Source organism: Rhodanobacter umsongensis (genome assembly GCF_042654965.1).
GTDB classification, from domain to species: Bacteria; Pseudomonadota; Gammaproteobacteria; order Xanthomonadales; family Rhodanobacteraceae; genus Rhodanobacter; species Rhodanobacter umsongensis.
Genome location: NZ_JBHSMK010000009.1, coordinates 691,092 through 711,257, shown reverse-complemented (window position 1 = coordinate 711,257; position 20,166 = coordinate 691,092). Strand labels below are relative to the sequence as shown.

Here is a 20,166-nt window from a genome sequence, read left to right as displayed (position 1 = left end):
GCGCAGCTAGCTGAAACATCCGGATCCGTCATCGCGATGAGTTCGGAAGTTCCACAACCGGGGTCTCCATGCGTGTATCGATGCCCTGCCTGGCGTGCGCCCGGGCAAGGCCGCGTTTGCACCCTGCAATTGAACACTTTTCGTTGCGAAGCCAAGGGTCGATCAAGAATGAATAGCCGAATCCGCACCAAACTTCTCCCGTTTGCCATTGCTTCGTTGCTGGCAGCGTCGCCAGGCATGGCCCAGAACGTGACTACGTCCGCTGTCAGCGGCCGCGTGGTTGATGGCACGGGCCGGGCGGTGGCCGGTGTGACCGTCCAGATCGTGCATGTGCCGTCGGGTACTACCAAGATCGTGACTACCGATGCCGATGGTCGCTACACCGCACAAGGACTGCGCGTCGGCGGTCCATTCAATGTCACCGCGTCGAAGGCCGGCCTGACCCAGGCCGAACAGGACAACGTCTACCTGCAGCTGGGCCAGTCGTCGGCCATCAACCTGCAGATGACCTCCGCTGCCGCGGCGGAAGCGAAGGATCTCGGCGCCGTTACCGTCAGCGCATCGGCACTTGCGCAGACTTTTTCCTCGGACAACAAGGGCCTGTCGACCAACATCTCGCAGGCCCAGCTGCAGGCAACGCCGCAGGGCAACCGCTCGATCGATGATGTGGCACGGCTGGATCCGCGCATCAACGTGACCGACCAAGGCACGGGTGCAATCTCCGCCAACGGCATGAACAACCGCTACAACAACGTCAGCGTCGACGGCGTCAGCCAGGGCGATCCGTTCGGCCTCAACGCCAACGGCCTGCCGTATCAGAAGTCGCCGATCTCGCCGGAAACGATCGCCGAGTACAACATCTCCACTGCCACCTACGACACCACTTCCGACACCGTCGGTGCCGACGTCAACGCGGTGACCAAGAGCGGCACCAACCAGTTCCACGGCTCGGTCTACTACGCTTATCGCAATGCCAATCACCTGGTAGGCGATGCCGGCTGGCTGGACAGCAGCAACCCCGGCTACCACTACAAGGGGTACCAGAAGGATTCCACCGGCGGCTTCAACGTGGGCGGTCCGATCATCAAGGACAAGCTGTTCTTCTTCGTCTCGGCCGAGCACGAGAAGACCACCGGCATCGGCGCCGATTCCGCCAACGGCCTGGACAACTCGCTGGGCCAGGGCCCATCGACCAGCAACAAGGTGTCACCGGGCGACCTGCAGAAAGTGATCGATGCGGCCAAGCAACTGGGCCTCACGCCGGGCGCGTTCGGAGGCCCGACCGGGCTGACCTACGATGACAAGCGCTACCTCGGCAAGATCGACTGGAACATCAGCAACGATCACCGAGCCAGCTTCACCTACCAGAACACCGAAGAGCAGTTGCCCGCAGTAGGCGGCAACAGTCCGAACAGCGTCGGCCTGACCAGCTACACCTATACCAAGGCCATCAGCACCAAGAACTATGTCGCCCACGTGTTCGACGACTGGTCGGACAGCTTCTCCACCGAGGCCAAGGTCGGGTTTCAGAAGTTCGTGCAGGACACCACCGCTCCCTATCAGCAGCCAGCGGTCAACGTGAACCTCTCGCCCACCGGCAAGGGCCCGTCGATCAACCTGGGCGAGGAACGCTTCCGCCACTACAACCACATCGATACCAAGAAATTCAGCGTGTTCCTGGCTGGCACCTACTACCTTGGTGACCACGCGATCAAGGGCGGCGTCGACTACCAGCGCAACAAGATCAACAACCTGTTCGGCCAGACCGAGTTCGGCCAATACAACTTCTGGGGCATCGACAACTTCCTGGCTGGCAACTACAACCGCTACGACCTGTACCACCCGGCGCCGGGCTACACGCTCAACGATATCGCCGGCAAGTGGACGTACAGCCAGTACAGCCCGTTCCTGCAGGACACCTGGCAGGTCAACCAGAATCTGTCGGTGCAGTACGGCGTGCGCGTGGACATCCCGCATTCGAGCACTCCGCCGGTCGCGAACACCGCGTTCGAGCAGACATTCGGCTATCGCAACAACTACACGGTCGGTTCCAGCAACCGGGTGGTGGAGCCGCGGCTGTCGTTCAACTATGCGTTCGACAGCGAGTACAAGACCCAGCTGCGCGGCGGTGTTGGCCTGTTCCAGACCTCGCCACCCACGGTGTGGATGACCAACCCGTACCAGAACAACGGCGTCACCCTGCTGAACTACACCTCGTTCGATCCGTCCACCGCGGCCTTCAGCCCGGATCCGTTCAACCAGAACATTCCGGCCGGCGGTGGCGCCGGCTCGATCGACACGATCGCCAAGGACTTCCGTCTGCCCACCGTGTGGAAGGCCAGCCTGGCGCTGGACCGCGAACTGCCATGGTGGGGTCTGGTGGCGTCGGCCGAGTACCAGCACATCCAGGTGCGCGACGGCATCCTGTACCAGGCGGCGAATTTCGGCGCACCCACCGGCGTGTTGCCCGATGGGCGCCTGCAATACTGGAAGACACCGGGCGAGGCGCCCACCTCGAAGGACGCGCTGGCCAACCATAACCGCGCTTTCAGCACGCAATCGACCCTGCTCACGAATACTCACAAGGGCAAATCCGACAGCTTCACGATGGCGTTGAGCAAGCCGTTCTCCGACGGCTTCTCGGGCAATGTCAGCCTGACCTTCAACCACGCCACCGACGTCGATCCGGGTACCGACACCATCGCCTACAACGGCTACCAGCGCGTGGCGCGACTGAACCCGAACAGTGACGTGGCTGCCACCTCCAACTACAGCATCGCCAAGAGTTTCAAGGCCTCGCTGAACTGGCAGCACAACTTCTTCGGCGACTATCGCACCCAGGTATCGATGTTCTACAACGGTCGCACCGGCAACCCGTACACATGGGTATTCACCAACGATGCCAATGGCGACAGCATCGCCGGCTGGGATCCGGCCTATATCCCGGCGGCCAACGATGCCAAGGTGGCGTATGCGGCGGGCACCAGCGCGCAAGTGATCAAGCAGTTCCAGGATTTCCTCGCCAGCGACAGCTATCTCCGCAATCACCGCGGCCAAGTTGCCAGCCGCAACGGGGACCGCACCGCCTGGGTCAACTCGCTCGACATGAGCTTCTCGCAGGAAGTGCCCGGCATCTTCAAGGGCAACAAGGGCGAGGTACGGCTCGACGTGTACAACTTCCTCAACCTCCTCAACAAGAACTGGGGCGAGGCGCGCAACACCGGCATCTATCCGACCCGCACGCTGGCCAGCTACGGCGGCGTGAACGCACAGGGCCAGTACGTCTACTCGCTGCCCACCGACAAGGCTGGCAACTACCAGCCGCAGCAGCTGCAGGTGTATGACGGCGGCTTCTACGACCCCAGCCGGGTGGTCTCGCGCTGGTCGGCCATGCTGACGCTGCGTTACACGTTCTGACCGGTTCGGCGGTCGCTTCACCATGAAGAAGCCGGCGCCCTCGGGCGCCGGCTTTTTCGTTGTCTTGACCTGCTCATGCGCGCGCATGAAGCTAAGCGGTCAGCCGCGGCACTGCATGAGGCAGCCACGCCGTTGGCGACTGGAGATCCGCAGGAATGAATCAGATGCAAACACTTGGCGCAAGCAAGTCAGCCACGGTAAGCGCCCGCATTTCGCCGGTTGGCGGGCTGGATATCCTCTCGCGCAACGAGGTGGTTAGGCTGCGTGGCGCCAGCGGTTCCGGGCTGCATGCGCTGTTGCGCCGCTGTGCGCTGGCGGTGCTGACCTCGGGCAATGTCAGTGATGACCCGCGCGCGATTCTTGAGCAGTATCCGGATTTCGACATCCAGGTGCTGCAACAGGATCGCGGCATCAAGATCGAACTCACCCATGCGCCGGCACAAGCTTTCGTGGACGGCCAGATCATTCGCGGCATCAACGAACTCCTGGTCGCCGTGGTGCGCGACATCGTCTACGTGTCGACGCAACTGGAACAAGTCGGGCTTGATCTGGATGGGTCGGCCGGCTTGACCCAGGGCGTTTTCGAAATTCTGCGCAATGCGCGCATCCTCAAGCCGCACATCGATCCCAATCTCGTGGTGTGCTGGGGCGGCCATTCGATATCGCGCGACGAATACGACTACACCAAGCTGGTCGGCTATCAACTTGGATTGCGTGGGCTGGACATCTGCACTGGCTGCGGGCCGGGTGCAATGAAAGGACCGATGAAGGGTGCGACCATCGCGCACGCAAAGCAGCGGCGCCGGAACAATCGCTACATCGGCATCACCGAACCGGGCATCATCGCCGCCGAGTCGCCGAATCCGATCGTCAACCATCTGGTGATCATGCCGGATATCGAGAAGCGGCTTGAGGCGTTCGTGCGCATGGGGCACGGCATTCTCGTATTCCCCGGCGGCGTGGGTACGGCCGAGGAGATCCTTTATCTGCTGGGCATCCTGCTGCATCCGGACAACGCAGGCATACCCTTTCCTTTGATCTTCACCGGGCCGCGCGAATCAGCCGCCTACTTCGAGCAGATCGATCGTTTCCTGCGACTCAGCCTGGGCGATGAGGTGGCACAGCACTACCAGATCATCGTGGACGATCCAGCGGCAGTGGCTCGCGCCATGATCAAAGGCGTCGACAAGGTGCGCAACAATCGCCTGGATACGAAGGATGCGTTTTTCTTCAACTGGGCGCTGCAGATTCCGCTCGAGTTCCAGCTGCCGTTCCGCCCGACGCATGTGGCGATGCGTGCATTGCAGATCCACCGCGAGCGGCCGCGACATGAGCTGGCGGCCGACCTGCGCCGGGTGTTTTCGGGCATCGTTGCAGGTAACGTGAAGGAGGAGGGCGTGCTGGCCATCGAGCAACATGGCCCGTTCGAGATCGATGGCGACATGGACATCATGCGTGCGCTGGACAAGCTGTTGCAGGCCTTCGTTGGCCAGCACCGCATGAAGCTGCCAGGCGGCACCGCCTACGTTCCCTGCTATCGAGTCGTGACCGCGTAACACTCTTGCGGTGTCTATCGGTGACGGGCTTGACAGCCAGTCACACCATCGACAAACTACGCAGCTCACGCCCGAATAGCTCAGCTGGTTAGAGCACTTGACTGTTAATCAGGGGGTCGCTGGTTCGAGTCCAGCTTCGGGCGCCAAGCATCACGGAAAGCCGGCAGATTGCCGGCTTTCTGCGTTAAGCGAGGGGCGGGCGCGCATTACGTCCCCTGGGCACAGGCGGCCGCTTGCTCTGCGTCGGCCGGGGCGCCGCGGATGCGGCCCGAGTTGGAGACGAAGACACTGAGTGCGTGCGCCGGATCGTGTGGCCGGCAAAACACGAGGGTGATGTTGCTCCCGCTGGCGCTGCCATCGGGGCGAAAGCGCACGACATGGCGACCAGCGCTGCTTCGGACAATGAGTTTTCCACCATAACCAGGGCCGGTATACAGCGGCCCGTGATCGGGCTGGTCGTCTGCATCCGTATCGTGGCCGAGCAGCCAGCCGTTGTCCCATCGCATGTCGTCGCTGCAACTTCCGCCGTCGCGAGAGGGGCAGAAAAGCGTGCGCTTGCCGCTGATGACGGCAGCCTCGCGTGCGTGTTGCAACGCCGCGATGAAATCGGTCTGGGCAACCTGCAACGCATTGCGATTCATCAGATTCCGCAGGGGTGGCGCCGCGATGCCGGCAAGCACCGCGGAAATGGCAAGCACCATGATCTGCTCAACCAGGGTCACTCCGCGCTGTCCATGGCGTCGCCTCGAACTCCTGGGAACCGTCATGGCACCGCTTCCTGCGTATCCGGAGACCCATGGTAGAGCGCTGGCGTCTTCGGGCCAGTAGCCCGCGAGGTGGCGTGAACGTCGGTATATGCTGACGCTTCCTGTCAGCAGGCTCGATTTAAAATGGCGCATCTCGCCCACATATGTAGCCGATGACCGACCGTTTCGAACTCGTTGCCCCTTATCAGCCCGCCGGAGATCAGCCGCTGGCGATCCAGCGCCTCGCCGAAGGATTCGAGGCGGGCCTTGCTGCCCAGACACTGCTCGGCGTGACCGGCTCGGGCAAGACCTACACGATCGCAAATGTCATCGAAAAGGTGCAGCGTCCAACCATCGTGATGGCGCCGAACAAGACGCTTGCGGCGCAATTGTACGGAGAGTTCAAGGAATTTTTCCCCAACAACGCGGTGGAGTACTTCGTCAGCTACTACGACTACTACCAGCCGGAAGCTTACGTGGTGGCGTCGGATACCTTCATCGAGAAAGATGCCTCGATCAACGAGCACATCGAGCAGATGCGGCTGTCTGCGACGAAGGCGCTGCTGTCGCGGCGCGACTCGATCATCGTAGCCACCGTGTCCGCCATCTACGGCCTTGGCAATCCGGAGGACTACCTCAGCCTGCGCCTGATCCTGGCCAAGGGCGAGCGTATCGACCAGCGCAAGTTGATCCACCAGCTGACCGAGCTGCAGTACACGCGCAACGAGATGGAGCTGCGTCGCGGCACCTATCGGGTGCGCGGCGAAATTGTCGACGTATTCCCGGCGGAGTCGGAGACCGAGGCTCTGCGCATCGAATTGTTCGACGGCGAAGTGGAGAGCATGGCGCTGTTCGATCCCCTCACCGGCGAGACCCTTCGCAAGGTGCAGCGCTACACTGTCTATCCGCGAACGCATTACGCCAGCACGCGTGAGAGCGTGCTCAACGCGATCGAGACGATCAAAGTCGAGTTGAAGGATCGGCTGGAGTTGCTCTACCGCGAGAACAAGCTGGTCGAAGCGCAACGCCTCGATCAGCGCACGCGCTTCGATATCGAGATGATGACCGAGGTCGGCTACTGTCAAGGCATCGAAAACTACTCGCGTCATCTGACCCGGCGCGCGCCCGGCGAGCCGCCACCGACGCTGTTCGATTACCTGCCATCGGATGGCTTGCTGGTCGTCGACGAATCGCACGTCACCGTGCCGCAGCTGGGCGCGATGTACAAGGGCGATCGCTCGCGCAAGGAGACCCTGGTGGAGTTCGGCTTTCGCCTGCCATCGGCAATGGACAACCGGCCGCTGAAGTTCGAGGAGTGGGAACAACGCGTGCCGCGCTCGATCTTCATCTCGGCCACGCCGCGCACTTACGAACTGGATAAATCCGGAGAGGCGGTAGTTGAACTGCTGGTTCGTCCGACAGGTCTGGTGGATCCCGAAGTGGAAGTGCGCCCTGTTCGCACTCAGGTCGACGATCTGCTCAGCGAAGTGCACAAGCGCGTGGCGTTCGGCGATCGCGTGCTCGTCACCACGCTGACCAAGCGAATGGCCGAGAACCTCACCGAGTATCTGGCCGAGCATGACGTGAAAGTGCGTTACCTGCATTCGGACATCGAGACGGTCGAGCGCAGTGAGATCATCCGTGATCTGCGTCTGGGGGAGTTCGACGTGCTCGTCGGCATCAATCTGTTGCGCGAAGGGCTGGACATGCCTGAGGTATCGCTGGTCGCGATTCTCGATGCCGACAAGGAGGGTTTTTTGCGTTCCACCGGTTCGCTGATCCAGACCATTGGCCGGGCTGCCCGCAATGTGCGCGGCAAGGCGATCCTCTATGGCGATCAGGTCACCCGTTCGATGCAGGCCGCGATCGACGAAACGGCCCGCCGCCGCGAAAAGCAGATGGCCTGGAACGAGCAGCAAGGCATCGTGCCGACCACCATCGTTCGGCGTATCGCCGATATCATGGAAGGTGCGCGGAGCGAGGCCGGCAATCGTCGTGGCAGCAAGTCTTCACGCAGCCGCGCGGTGGTGGCCGAGCAGGCCGCCGATTATGCCGGGCTGACTGCACAGCAGGCGGCGGGCATGCTGAAAAAATTCGAAACTCAGATGTACAAACACGCGCAGAACCTGGAGTTTGAGGACGCTGCCCGGCTGCGCGACCAGATCCACCGGCTGCGGGAACAGGCCTTGCGCTGAATGCCGGCCGCCGTATTGTCGGCAGCCGGTGTCTCCCGTATACTGCGCGGCTCGCGGACAGGGCAGCATCGCGAGACGGGCGGTTAGCTCAGCGGTAGAGCACTACCTTGACATGGTAGGGGTCACAAGTTCGATCCTTGTACCGCCCACCACATTGAATGCATCCGGCCGGCGGTTCCACAGATGCCCCGGCGGTTGCGCGAAATAGTCCAGAAGGCCGCCTAGCAGGGCGGCCTTCTGCTTTCATGTTTTCCGATGTCGTTTCTTGAGGAAGCGGCCCCGCCGGCGCGACGCCGTGCAGGAGCGCCTGAAGAACCCCAGGTCCTGTCTCTCCGCGGAACCAGCCGCCTGGCAACAGCGAACTGGTCATCCGGGTAGACGCCACGTAGGCTCGCGCCGTGGGGCGACGGTCCATCAGCGTTTTCCCGCCAACCGAAATTGTGGGTTGTTGTGTCCCTTCATCCGGCGGTTCCGTGTCATTGAAGTTGCGCGTGCGACGCGCCACCTGACCGAGCTTAAATTCAGCTTGCAGACAGCCGTTGAGCGATGTACGTTAAGGAACGGAACAGTCCTCGTTCAGGATGACGACGTGTACTGTCAACCAGCGGTCGTTGCGATGGCTTTTTTTTGTCATGCGACGGCGCCGGAAAGCTCGGAATGTTGGCTGCGAACAGGGTGTTGGACGCCTGTCGCCGCGCAGATGGGGTCATTGTTCATCGCCAACCGGTGAACACTGATGGGGTGGACGGGGAAGGGCGTGAATGCTTTTTCGCTGTCCCATACATGGAGTGAATAGGGGGACGATCGCGCTTGCGAACGCTTTTTGCGACGACGGGTCGAGCCGAGTTGGGCCTGCGGCTGCCTGAATGCATCGGCGCCGGCACAGATACCGCGTAGCGCGAATTCAAGAACACATAACCAGACACGGCTCGCTCGTGATCGGAAGCTCGCCGCCAGGTGCCTTTCCGGATCGCGAGACGGAGGCGCCTGGGAGCCGTCAATGCGGGGATTGGCGAACGCAGAGATGGTGCATACCTGACAAACGGCATTACTGGCGTCCTGCTTTCCCATGACGGACCAAGCATGCCGTGCAGAGCCGATCGCCCGAATTCAAAACTGGAAGCGCATTTACTGGGAGACATCGCATGGCCAAGCAAAGCAGTCAGAAGTTCATCGCACGCAATCGCGCACCGCGCGTGCAGATCGAATACGACGTCGAGGTGTACGGCGCGCAGAAAAAGGTGCAGGTGCCATTCGTGATGGGCGTGATGTCGGACCTCTCCGGCGCCAACGCGGGTGAACTGCCGGCCATTGAGGACCGCAAGGCACTGGAGATCGACGTCGACAATTTCGATAACCGCCTGCAGTCGATGAAGCCGCGAGTCACCTTTGCGGTGCCGAACACCCTGACTGGCGAAGGCAATCTCGCGGTCGACATCACGTTCGAAAGCATGGATGACTTCTCCCCGGCCGCCGTCGCCAGGAAAGTCGGTGCCGTGGCCAAGCTTCTTGAGGCGCGCACGCAGCTCGCCAATCTGGATACATACATGGACGGCAAGGCCGGCGCCGAAAACCTTATCGCGCAGGCGCTGAAGGATCCGGCCCTTCTGCAGTCATTGGTTTCGGCGCCCAAGCCCGCCGATGACAACAACAAAGACGGGGAGTAAGCACGCATGGCAACCGAAAATCTGGCCGAACAGGGCGGCGCCGTACAAACTCTGGATGCCGGCGACTTTGCTGCGCTGCTGAGCAAGGAATTCAAGCCCAAGAGTGATCGTGCGAAGGAAGAGGTGGAGTCCGCGGTCCGCACCTTGGCCGAGCAGGTATTGAACAAATCCGACATCGTGTCCGACGATGTGGCCCAGACCATCAGCGCCTATATCGCCGAGATTGATCGCAAGCTCAGCGAGCAGATCAACCTGATCATGCACCACGCCGACTTCCAGAAGCTGGAGAGCGCCTGGCGTGGCCTGCATCACCTGGTCAACAATACCGAGACGGATCAGCAGCTGAAGATCCGCGTGATGAACATCTCCAAGAAGGAGTTGGCCAAGACCCTCAAGCGCTACAAGGGCACGGCCTGGGACCAGAGCCCGATCTTCAAGAAGATGTATGAGGAGGAATACGGCCAGCTGGGCGGCGAGCCCTACGGCTGTCTGGTCGGCGACTACTACTTCGATCACAGCCCGCCTGATGTCGAGTTGCTTGCCGGCATCGCGCAAGTCGCTGCCGCCGCGCACGCACCGTTCATCTCGGCCGCGGCCTCCACCCTGATGGGCATGGACAGCTGGAACGAACTGGCCAACCCACGCGACCTGGCCAAAGTGTTCTCCACGCCGGATTACGCCGCATGGCGTTCGCTGCGCGAATCGGACGACGCCAAGTACATCGGGCTGACCATGCCGCGCACATTGGCCCGGTTGCCTTACGGCGCAGCCACGGATCCGGTCGAGGAGTTCAATTTCGAGGAAGACACCGCCGGCGCGGATTCGTCCAAGTACACCTGGCAGAACGCCGCCTACGCGATGGCGGTAAACATCAACCGCTCGTTCAAGATGTACGGCTGGTGCTCGCGCATTCGCGGCATCGAGTCCGGCGGCGCCGTGGAAGGCTTGCCGGCGCATACCTTCCCTACAGACGATGGCGGCGTGGACATGAAATGCCCCACCGAGATCGCGATCACCGACCGGCGTTCGGCGGAACTGGACAAGATGGGCATGATGCCGCTGGTGCATCGCAAGAACTCGGACATGGCCGCCTTCATCAGCGCCCAGTCGTTGGCCAAGCCGGAGGAGTACGACGATCCGGATGCCACGGCCAATGCCGCACTGGGTGCGCGTCTTCCCTACATGTTCGCGTGCTGCCGTTTCGCGCACTACCTGAAGTGCATCGTGCGAGACAAGATTGGTTCGTTCAAGGACCGCGATGCGATGGAGCGCTGGCTGACGTCATGGATCCTGCAGTACGTCGATGGCGATCCGGCGAACTCCAGCGAGGAAACGAAGGCGCGCAAACCATTGTCCGCAGCAGAGGTCGTGGTGGAGGAAGTCGAGGGTGCGCCTGGCTATTACACCTCGAAGTTCTTCCTCAAGCCGCATTACCAGTTGGAAGGTCTGACGGTGTCCCTGAGGCTCGTGTCCCGTCTGCCGTCCGCGGCGAAGGGTTGACCAGCATTGGTGTCACCTGGTTTCACAAAGCGTACGACGTAGCAAGACAACCACCAGCAGCTGTCGATGAAGATCGCACGGCCCGGCTGGTTCAACTTAAAACAGATGGTCCAGGAGAATTCTGATGGCACTAGACATGCATTTGAAATTGGAAGGCGGTTCGGTCAAGTTCACCGGCGAATCGAAGCATGCCAAGCACAAGGACGAGATTCAGGTCCTGGCGTGGTCGTGGGGGATGTCGCAGAGTGGTTCGTTCGGCCACGGCAGCGGTGGTGGTGCCGGCAAGGCGAATGTGCAGGACATCAGCATCACCAAGTACATCGACAAGAGTTCGACCTCGTTCATCAAGGCGCTGGTTACCGGCGACCACATGGACACGGTGACGCTGGCGGTGTCCAAGGCTGGCGGCAAGCAGGAGGATTACCTGACGATCAAGCTCACGAGCGCGATGGTTACCAGCTACAGCACGGGCGGGTCCGGTGGCGAAGACATGCTGACCGAGAACATCTCGATCAGCTTTGCGAAATTCGACGTCGAGTACTTCGCACAGAACGACAAGGGTGTCGTGGCATCGGCAGGCACCGTGGGTTACAGCGTCGAAGAAGTGGCGGTTAGCTGAACCCAGCTCCTCCGTTGCTGGCCGGAGTCCGAAACCTCCGGCGAATGTATGGGCAAGTCGGCTCTTAGGTCGCACGCCGGGCACCGTCCCGGCGTGCGACGGTTGGGGACAGCCTGTGCAGGTTTCAGCCGGTCATTGATCCATCCCCACTGATTGGGCGAGTCATCGACATCGCCCGGATGTGCTTGCGAGAAACGAAATGACGCCCGAAAGCAAGCTCAAAGAAGGTCGACTCGATGAAGCGCTGCAACTGCTGACTGTGGAAGTCCGCAGCAACCCGGCGGATGCCAAGCGCCGGGTTTTTTTGTTCCAGTTGCTGGCCCTGCTTGGGCAATGGGAACGAGCCCGCAACCAGTTGAATGTCAGTGGCGAGCTGGAGCCGCTCAACGCGATGATGGTTGGCGCCTATACGGAGGCGTTGAAAGGCGAGGCGGTGCGGGCGGACGTCTTTGCCGGCTTGCGTCTGCCGGTAGTCATAGGCGAGCCGGAACAATGGCTGGCTCTGCTGCTGCAGGCGCTCAAGCTGACCGCGGAAGGCCATCACGGGCAGGCTGCCAGCCTGCGCGACCAGGCCTTCGATCAGGCCATGGCCGTGAGTGGCAGCATCGATGGCACCCGGTTTGAATGGATCGCGGACGCCGACCCGCGACTGGGACCCTGCCTGGAAATCGTCGTTAACGGCGGGTATTCCTGGGTCCCGTTCTCGCGCCTGCGGGAACTGAAATTCGAAGCGCCCACGGACCTTCGCGACAAGATCTGGGTACCGGTGGAAGTCACCTGGGCCAATGGCGGCAAGGCCATTGGATTCATCCCCGGCCGCTACCCCGGCTCGGAGCGCAGCGGCGACAGCGACGTGGTGCTTGGTCGCAAGACGGAATGGATCGATGCCGAGGAGGGACTCCAGACCGGACTCGGTCAACGGATGCTGGCCACCGATGCAGGCGAGTACCCGTTGCTCGATGTCAGGCTGATCTCGTTCGACGCCAACTGATGGAGATACGTGCGAGCCATGGCTGAGTTGACCACCCAGGAAAGGCTTCAGCCATCGCTGCTGGATCGTCTTACCGACGACGAGCCGGGCAAGTTGGAGGAAAGTCGGGAGAAACGCGTGATCTCGGCCACACGGCTGCGCGATTGCGTTACGCGCGATGTCTCATGGTTGCTCAATTGCGTAAGTCTGGATGTGAGCGTGGATCTCGACGATTACCCCGACGTTACGCGCTCGGTGCTCAATTTCGGCATCCCTGACCTTACCGGCGTGTCGCTGTCGGGTATCAACTCGGAAACCCTGCAACGCCAGATCAAGGATGTGATTCTCGCCTTCGAGCCGCGGCTCACAGCCAGCACCCTTCGGGTCACGGTGAACTCCAATCAGAAGCGCATGGATCGCCAGGCGTTGAGGTTCAACATCGAATCGGAGATGTGGGCCCAGCCGATCCCGCTCAATCTCTACCTGAAAACCGAGGTGGACCTGGAGACCGGCAACTTCAAGGTCACGGAGGGCTTCGGCTGATCCATCATGGACCCACGCCTGCTGCGCTATTACAACCGGGAACTTCTACACGTCCGTGAAATGGGCGGCGAGTTTGCGCGCGAGTACCCCAAGATCGCCGGACGCCTCGGGCTGGAGGGCTTCGAATGCGCCGACCCTTACGTGGAACGCTTGCTGGAAGGTTTTGCGTTCCTGGCGGCCCGGGTCCAGCTCAAGCTGGACGCGCAGTATCCGGTGTTCACCCAGCATCTGCTGGAGATGATCTATCCGCACTACCTTGCGCCGATCCCTTCGATGGCCGTCGTGCAGATGCAACCGGATCTGAAGGAAAGCGGCCTGCTCGCCGGACACACGGTTGCCCGACACACCGCGCTGCGCAGCCTGACTGGAAAGGACGACCGCACCGCTTGCGAATATCGCACCGCCCACGATGTCACCTTGTGGCCATTGGAGCTTGTCGACGCGAAGTACTTTGAGACACCTGCAGCGATCGCGGCAGCCGGCGTGGCGTTGCCCGCGGGCAAGCCGGTGCGGGCCGGCCTGCGACTGAAGTTCAGGGTGACCGCTGGCGCCCAGGCCAACATGCTCGCGCTCGACAGTCTTCCGGTGTTCATTGCCGGTGCGGACGAGCTGCCCAAGCGGCTGTACGAACAACTTCTGGGTAACGCGGTGAGCTTCATCGTGCGGGCGCAGGGCGCCGCCGGCGAAATAAGCCAGAGCTTCGATGCCACGCACATCCATCGCAAGGGCTTCGAGGACGACGAGGCGCTGATTCCCTACAGCGGCCGTTCGTTCAGCGGCTATCGGCTGCTGCAGGAATATTTTGCATGCCCCGAACGCTTCCTGTTTGCCGAATTCACCGGGTTGAAATCCGTGCTGGCCCGTTCCAAAGGGAGCGAATTCGAGATCGTCGTGCTGCTCGATCGCAGCGTGGCAAGCCTCCACAATGCGGTCGATGTGAGCAACTTCCGTTTGTTCTGCACGCCAGCCATCAACTTGTTCCCGCGACGCGCCGATCGTATCCACCTGCAACAGGGCAAAGCCGAGTATCACATCGTCGCCGACCGAACACGGCCGATGGATTTCGAGATCCACAGCATCGGCAACGTGGAGGGCTTCGGCGACAAGCAGGAGCCGGAGCAACGCTTCCTGCCGTTCTACGGCTGCGACGAGCGCACCTGGCACAGCCAGCACTCCGCCTACTACACCATCCGTCGCGAGCCCAGGCTGATTTCGTCCCGTCAGAAGCGGCAGGGTGCGCGTTCCAGTTACATCGGCAATGAAATGTTCATTGCGCTGGTCGACTCCAGCGAAGCGCCTTATTCCACACAGCTGCGCCAACTCGGCATGCAACTGATGTGCACCAATCGCGACCTGCCACTGCAGATGCCGGTAGGCAAATCCAAGACCGATTTCACGCTGGAAACCGGCGCACCCGTGGAGGCCATCCGTTGCGTGGCCGGGCCGACCAAGCCCCGCGCATCGGTGGCCACCGGTGAAACCGCATGGCGATTGCTCAGCCACCTGCAGCTGAACTACGTGTCGTTGCTCGAGAACAACAGCGGCGAAGGCGCGTCGGCCCTGCGCGAAATGCTGACACTGTATTGCGACGAATTCGACTCGGCGGCATTGCGCCAGATCGAGGGCGTGAAGACGGTCAGCTCGCAACCCATCGTGCGTCGCGTGCCCGTGCCGGGCCCGATCACGTTCGGCCGCGGCCTGGAGATCACGCTCACCTGCGATGACGGCGCGTTCGAAGGCACCGGTTCCTTTCTTCTGGGCGCGGTGATGCAGCAGTTCTTCACGCGTTACGTCTCCATCAATTCCTTCACAGAAACCGTTCTGCGCACGCTGGAACGCAATGAGGTCGCCCGATGGCCCGCCCGGTTGGGAACACGCCAGATGCTGTAGCGCTGGAGAACGCGCTGCGCGACCACCCGGAGGCATTCGAGTTCTTCGATGCCGCCCGCAGGCTCGAGTGCGCGTTTCCCGAGTGGCCGCGGCTGGGCCATTCGGCCAAGGCGACGGACGATTTCGTGCGGCTGTGCCAGACGCCGTCGCTGGCGTTTGCGCCGAAGACGGTCGATCGCTATCAGCCGGGCGGCGCCGGCAAACCGGCACGTCTGCATGGGTTGTTCTTCGGGCTGTTCGGACCCAACGCGCCGCTGCCGTTGCACCTCACCGAATACGCCCTGGATCGCCAGATCAACGCGAAGGACTCCACCTTCAGCGCGTTTGCGAACATTTTTCATCATCGCATGATGAGCCTGTTCTATCGGGCCTGGGCCGACTCGCAGCCTACGGTGCACCTGGACCGCCCATCCGAGGATCGCTTTCGCCTTTATATGGGCGCGATGGTGGGCCTGGCCACGCCGAACCTCGACGACCGCGATGCGCTGCCGGATCAGTTCAAGCGCTTTTTTGCCGGCCGTCTGTTGCAGCAGACGCGCAACGCCGAGGGTCTCAAGGGGTTGCTTGAGCGGTTCTTCCGCATTCCCGTCGGCATTGTGGAGTTTGTGGCCGAATGGATGCGGCTGCCGCCGACGTCCCACCTTCGGCTCGGCGGCTCTGCCGAGGTAGCTGCATTGGGGCTCACCGCCGTCACCGGCGAATATGTATGGGGCAGCCAGCAGCGCTTTCGGCTGCGCCTGGGGCCGCTGAGCCGTGCCGAGTTCAACAATTTCCTGCCGGGCGGCAAAGCGCTCAGCCAGCTGGTTGCCGCAGTGAAAACCTATGTCGGCGAAGAAAAGGCATGGGATGTCCAACTCGTGCTCAAAAGGAACGACGTGCCCGCGACCCGGCTGGGCCAGAACGGGCGGATGGGCCTGACCACCTGGATGGGACAGCCGAAGCAGAGTGCCGATGTCGATGATGTCGTGTTGAAACCGGTGGGCTAGCTGGGCGCACGGGCCTGCACCGCATCGCCGGCACGAACCGAAAAGAATTCGCAACACCGGATTGGCTTCACACCAAAGGCAACCGGATCGACAACTACCCCAAAAGGATCAACAACCATGGCCGAGATCAGTCGCGGCGCCTTGTTCGGAAAGCTCAACAAGCTGGCTTTCCGGGGCATCGAAAGCGCTACCGTATTCTGCAAGCTGCGCGGCAATCCGTACGTGGAGCTGGTGCACTGGATCCACCAGATCCTGCAACTGCAGGACTCCGACCTGCATCGGATCATCAAGCAGTTCAACCTCAATCCCTCGAACCTGGCGCGCGACATCACCGACGCGCTGGATCGGCTGCCCCGTGGCTCCTCGTCCATCTCCGACCTGTCCAGCAATGTCGAGGAAGCGGTCGAACGCGGCTGGGTGTTCGCCACCCTGATGTTCGGCGAGGCGCAGGTGCGCACCGGCTACCTGATCGTCGGCTGCATGCGCACGCGCAACCTGCGCAATGCGCTGGTGAACATTTCGGCCGAGTTCGACAAGGTCAAGCCCGAGGCGCTGATGGATAAGTTCGCCGAGGTCGTCGCCGGTTCACCGGAGGATGGGCAGCTTGCGAACGACGGCTTCCGCATGGGCGGCGGCAGCGCGCCGGGCGATGCCAGCGGCGCGATGTCGCCGGCGCAGATGGGTAAACAGGAAGCGCTGGCGCAGTTCACCATCGACCTCACCGAGCAGGCGCGCAGCGGCAAGATGGACCCGATCGTCGGCCGCGACGACGAGATCCGCCAGCTGGTCGACATCCTCATGCGCCGGCGCCAGAACAACCCGATGCTGGTCGGCGAAGCCGGCGTGGGCAAGACCGCGGTGATCGAGGGCTTCGCCATGCGCATCGCCATCGGCGACGTGCCGCCGCCGCTGAAGGACGTGCAGCTGCGCGTGCTCGACGTGGGCCTGCTGCAGGCCGGCGCCAGCATGAAGGGCGAATTCGAGAACCGCCTGAAGCAGGTGATCGAGGAGGTGCAGTCGTCGACCCGGCCGATCATCCTGTTCATCGACGAGGCGCACACCCTGGTCGGCGCCGGCGGCGCGGCCGGCACCGGTGACGCGGCGAACCTGCTCAAGCCGGCGCTGGCGCGCGGCAACCTGCGCACGATCGGCGCCACCACCTGGGCCGAATACAAGAAACACATCGAGAAGGATCCGGCGTTGACCCGCCGCTTCCAGACCGTGCAGATCGACGAACCCAGCGAGGAGAAGGCGATCCTGATGATGCGCGGCGTCGCCAGCGTGATGGAGAAGCACCACAAGGTGCAGATCCTCGACGAGGCGCTGGAGGCCGCAGTGAAGCTGTCGCATCGCTACATCCCTGCACGGCAACTGCCGGACAAATCGGTCAGCCTGCTCGACACCGCCTGCGCACGCGTGGCGATCAGCCAGCATGCGGTGCCGGCGGAGGTGGACGACACCCGCAAGCGCATCCAGGCGCTGGAAACCGAACTGGGCATCATCGGCCGCGAGAAGAACGTCGGCGTCGAGGTGGCGGCGCGCGAGGAAGCCGCCAGCGAAAAGCTGGCGACGCAGAAGGCGCGGCTGGAAACGCTGGAGGCAAACTGGATCACGGAGAAGGAGCTGGTCGAGAAGATTCTCGATATCCGTTCCAGGTTGCGCGGCACCAGCGCGCCGGTCGAAGGCACCGGCAGCTCGCTGGAGGAGTCGGCCAACAAGGAGGCGGCGGCGGAAGGCGCGGCCGCGCTTGAAGGATCCGACCGTGCCGCGGCGCTGGAGGAGCTCAAGGGATTGCAGACGCAGCTGGCCGAGCTGCAGGGCGAGCACCCTCTGATCCTGGCGTCGGTGGACCAGCAGGCGGTCGGGTCGGTGGTGTCGGACTGGACCGGCATCCCGGTGGGTCGCATGGTCAAGAGCGAGGTCGAGACCGTGATGAACCTGGCCAAGCTGATGGGCGCACGCGTCATCGGCCAGGACCACGCGATGGAGATGATCGCCAAGCGCATCCAGACCTCGCGCGCGGGGCTGGTCGACCCGAACAAGCCGATCGGCGTGTTCATGCTCGCCGGCACCTCCGGCGTCGGCAAGACCGAGACCGCGCTGGCGCTGGCCGAGGCACTCTACGGCGGCGAGCAGAACATCATCACCATCAACATGAGCGAGTTCCAGGAAGCACACACCGTCTCCACTCTGAAAGGAGCGCCTCCGGGCTACGTCGGCTATGGCGAGGGCGGCGTGCTGACCGAGGCGGTACGCCGCAAGCCGTATTCCGTGGTGCTGCTGGACGAGGTCGAAAAGGCCCATCCGGATGTGCACGAGATCTTCTTCCAGGTCTTCGACAAGGGCGTGATGGAAGACGGCGAGGGCCGCCAGATCGACTTCAAGAACACCCTGATCCTGCTCACCACCAACGCCGGCACCGACATGATCGCCGGTCTGTGCAAGGACCCGGAGTTGATGCCCGACCATGAGGGCATGGCCAAGGCGTTGCGCGAGCCGCTGCTGAAGATATTCCCGCCCGCACTGCTGGGTCGACTGGTGACGATCCCGTACTACCCGCTGAGCCCGGAGATGCTGGGCAAGATCGTCCAGCTGCAGATCAACCGCATCAAGAAGCGCGTGGAAGCCCGCTACAAGATCCCGTTCGAGTACGACGAGGCCGTGGTGAGGCTGGTCGTCGAACGCTGCACCGAGACCGAGTCCGGCGGGCGCATGATCGACGCGATCCTCACCAATTCGATGCTGCCGGATATCTCGCGCGCGTTCCTGACCAGGATGATGGAGGGGGAACAGGTGGCGAAGGTGCAGGTGCGCGTTGAGGATGGGAATTTTTCCTACGGGTTCGGTTGAGACTCGGTCGGGCTGCAGATTTCCGCTCATTGTTGCCGGGCATTGCCGACTGCCACATGCCCTGCCGAGAGTGAGATCTCCAGTGGGGTACAGGCTGGCAATGCGGGCAGGACCTCGGGCGATGCACGCTGGCGGGCCGGATGTGGCGAGCGCAGTCCGCCGGCCTGCCGGCCGAAGAAGGTCTTCGAGTTTCGTTTCGATTGGGATGGATGAACCAAGTCAGGGGGAGTGAGCATGAACGAGCTGGCAACCAAGTTCGCGGCACGTGCGGCGGCATCGGCGATAAGCACCAAGCGCTACCGGCACATCTGGACGCAGGAGCAGGGTGGCGTCACTTATGGCGATGGCGTCAGCACATGGCCGGCGGTGTACGAACTGTCGACTTCCGCCACATCCACGGCACTGACGGTCAAGGTACTGATAGGCGCAACCGACGGAGGCGGCGGTTTTACGGCCGAGGTGGCAACCCGCTGGTCCATGGCGATCAAACGCGTATGGAGCGACAAGGCGGCGGTGTCAATCAATGAGACGACCGGCGGCACCTTGAAGACCCACACCAGAAGGATTCTTTTCGAAATTTCCTGGAACGATGCCAACGCCGAATATTCGGTGCAGTGCCGGCCCACACCAGGCATGGTGGGGCTGATCGCTTCCATCGATAGCGGAGCGGACAATGCCGCCCGGCGCCTCCACGTGGAGGCGCTGGGCGTGCCAAGCATCAAAGCTGCGGATTACGATATTGCATGGCCGCTTTGGAAAAAGACCGCGCTATTGCGCGACGTGGACCGTGACGCCGTATTCCACGGCACACCCAACATGCTCGAATGGGGCGCCCACGACAGCGAAGCAGTGCCGCACGAGTTCGGCCACACGATCGGTCTTCCGGACGAATATTTGACGACCCGGTACAACGGCGTGGCGGTCGACGCCGCGATCTACAACCAGCAGCCGTTCGGCACGAAAAGCATCATGAACAATACGGTGTCGAGCCGTGGATCCACGCTATATCCGCGGCACTTCAGCCTGATCGCCACCGATTTCAGGGATTTGATGAGCACGCTCGTCAATCCCGGAGGCACGTTTGGCGTGCCGACGATAAGCATGTTGTAAGGCGCAGGAAAGCCGAAGTGTCGTGACCGGATCGCTTGCCCTGCAGAATTCGATTGGGTACCGATGACCATTGCCGGTTTTACGTGTCGATGCAGCTGGCGGCGACGATGACCGTGC

The 20,166-nt window shown here is 62.2% G+C and carries 13 protein-coding genes and 2 tRNA genes; 14 read left to right on the top strand and 1 reads right to left on the bottom strand.

Annotated features, from left to right (window positions below):
• Positions 1-168 precede the first annotated feature (168 nt).
• The 3 genes from ACFPME_RS15910 to ACFPME_RS15900 all read left to right on the top strand — a co-directional run bounded on the left by ACFPME_RS15910 (position 169) and on the right by ACFPME_RS15900 (position 5,119).
• Positions 169-3,417: a TonB-dependent receptor gene (locus tag ACFPME_RS15910; RefSeq protein WP_377306645.1), complete on the top strand. Its 3,249-nt coding sequence runs from the start codon at positions 169-171 to the stop codon at positions 3,415-3,417.
• A gap of 164 nt (positions 3,418-3,581) precedes the next feature.
• Entirely contained in the window at positions 3,582-4,973 is a 1,392-nt protein-coding gene (ppnN, locus tag ACFPME_RS15905) for a nucleotide 5'-monophosphate nucleosidase PpnN (protein ID WP_377306644.1), read from the top strand.
• Between the two features lie 69 nt (positions 4,974-5,042).
• Positions 5,043-5,119, top strand: a tRNA-Asn gene (locus ACFPME_RS15900).
• Between the two features lie 60 nt (positions 5,120-5,179).
• On the opposite strand, the gene ACFPME_RS15895 is transcribed toward ACFPME_RS15900, so the two are convergent.
• Complete coding sequence (locus ACFPME_RS15895; RefSeq protein WP_377306795.1) at positions 5,180-5,740, bottom strand: GspH/FimT family pseudopilin; 561 nt, start codon at positions 5,738-5,740, stop codon at positions 5,180-5,182.
• 152 nt (positions 5,741-5,892) lie between these two features.
• Here ACFPME_RS15895 and uvrB point away from each other — a divergent pair, with 152 nt between their 5' ends.
• The 11 genes from uvrB to ACFPME_RS15840 all read left to right on the top strand — a co-directional run bounded on the left by uvrB (position 5,893) and on the right by ACFPME_RS15840 (position 20,049).
• On the top strand, positions 5,893-7,914 hold the full coding sequence (uvrB, locus tag ACFPME_RS15890) for an excinuclease ABC subunit UvrB (protein ID WP_377306643.1): 2,022 nt from the start codon (positions 5,893-5,895) through the stop codon (positions 7,912-7,914).
• A gap of 77 nt (positions 7,915-7,991) precedes the next feature.
• Positions 7,992-8,066, top strand: a tRNA-Val gene (locus ACFPME_RS15885).
• Between the two features lie 993 nt (positions 8,067-9,059).
• Positions 9,060-9,581 carry a type VI secretion system contractile sheath small subunit gene (tssB, locus tag ACFPME_RS15880; RefSeq protein WP_113724048.1) on the top strand — a complete coding sequence of 174 codons (522 nt, stop codon included), beginning with the start codon at positions 9,060-9,062 and terminating at the stop codon, positions 9,579-9,581.
• Positions 9,582-9,587: 6 nt separating this feature from the next.
• Positions 9,588-11,081 (top strand): type VI secretion system contractile sheath large subunit, encoded by a 1,494-nt coding sequence (gene tssC, locus ACFPME_RS15875; protein WP_377306641.1) that lies wholly within the window; start codon positions 9,588-9,590, stop codon positions 11,079-11,081.
• Between the two features lie 124 nt (positions 11,082-11,205).
• Complete coding sequence (locus ACFPME_RS15870) at positions 11,206-11,700, top strand: Hcp family type VI secretion system effector (protein ID WP_181524731.1); 495 nt, start codon at positions 11,206-11,208, stop codon at positions 11,698-11,700.
• Positions 11,701-11,899: 199 nt separating this feature from the next.
• On the top strand, positions 11,900-12,691 hold the full coding sequence (locus ACFPME_RS15865) for a type VI secretion system accessory protein TagJ (protein ID WP_377306639.1): 792 nt from the start codon (positions 11,900-11,902) through the stop codon (positions 12,689-12,691).
• A gap of 18 nt (positions 12,692-12,709) precedes the next feature.
• Positions 12,710-13,213, top strand: a complete 504-nt coding sequence (gene tssE, locus ACFPME_RS15860; RefSeq protein WP_377306637.1) for a type VI secretion system baseplate subunit TssE — start codon at positions 12,710-12,712, stop codon at positions 13,211-13,213.
• A 6-nt stretch (positions 13,214-13,219) separates the two neighbouring features.
• A complete protein-coding gene (tssF, locus tag ACFPME_RS15855) occupies positions 13,220-15,103 on the top strand; it encodes a type VI secretion system baseplate subunit TssF (protein WP_377306636.1) in 1,884 nt (627 codons plus the stop codon).
• A complete protein-coding gene (tssG, locus tag ACFPME_RS15850; RefSeq protein WP_377306635.1) occupies positions 15,067-16,089 on the top strand; it encodes a type VI secretion system baseplate subunit TssG in 1,023 nt (340 codons plus the stop codon). Before tssF ends, tssG begins: the two co-directional genes overlap by 37 nt.
• Positions 16,090-16,206: 117 nt before the next feature.
• On the top strand, positions 16,207-18,939 hold the full coding sequence (gene tssH / locus ACFPME_RS15845) for a type VI secretion system ATPase TssH (protein WP_377306634.1): 2,733 nt from the start codon (positions 16,207-16,209) through the stop codon (positions 18,937-18,939).
• 234 nt (positions 18,940-19,173) lie between these two features.
• The gene (locus ACFPME_RS15840; RefSeq protein WP_377306632.1) at positions 19,174-20,049 is read left to right on the top strand and encodes a hypothetical protein; all 876 of its coding nucleotides are present in this window, start codon (positions 19,174-19,176) and stop codon (positions 20,047-20,049) included.
• Positions 20,050-20,166 lie beyond the last annotated feature (117 nt).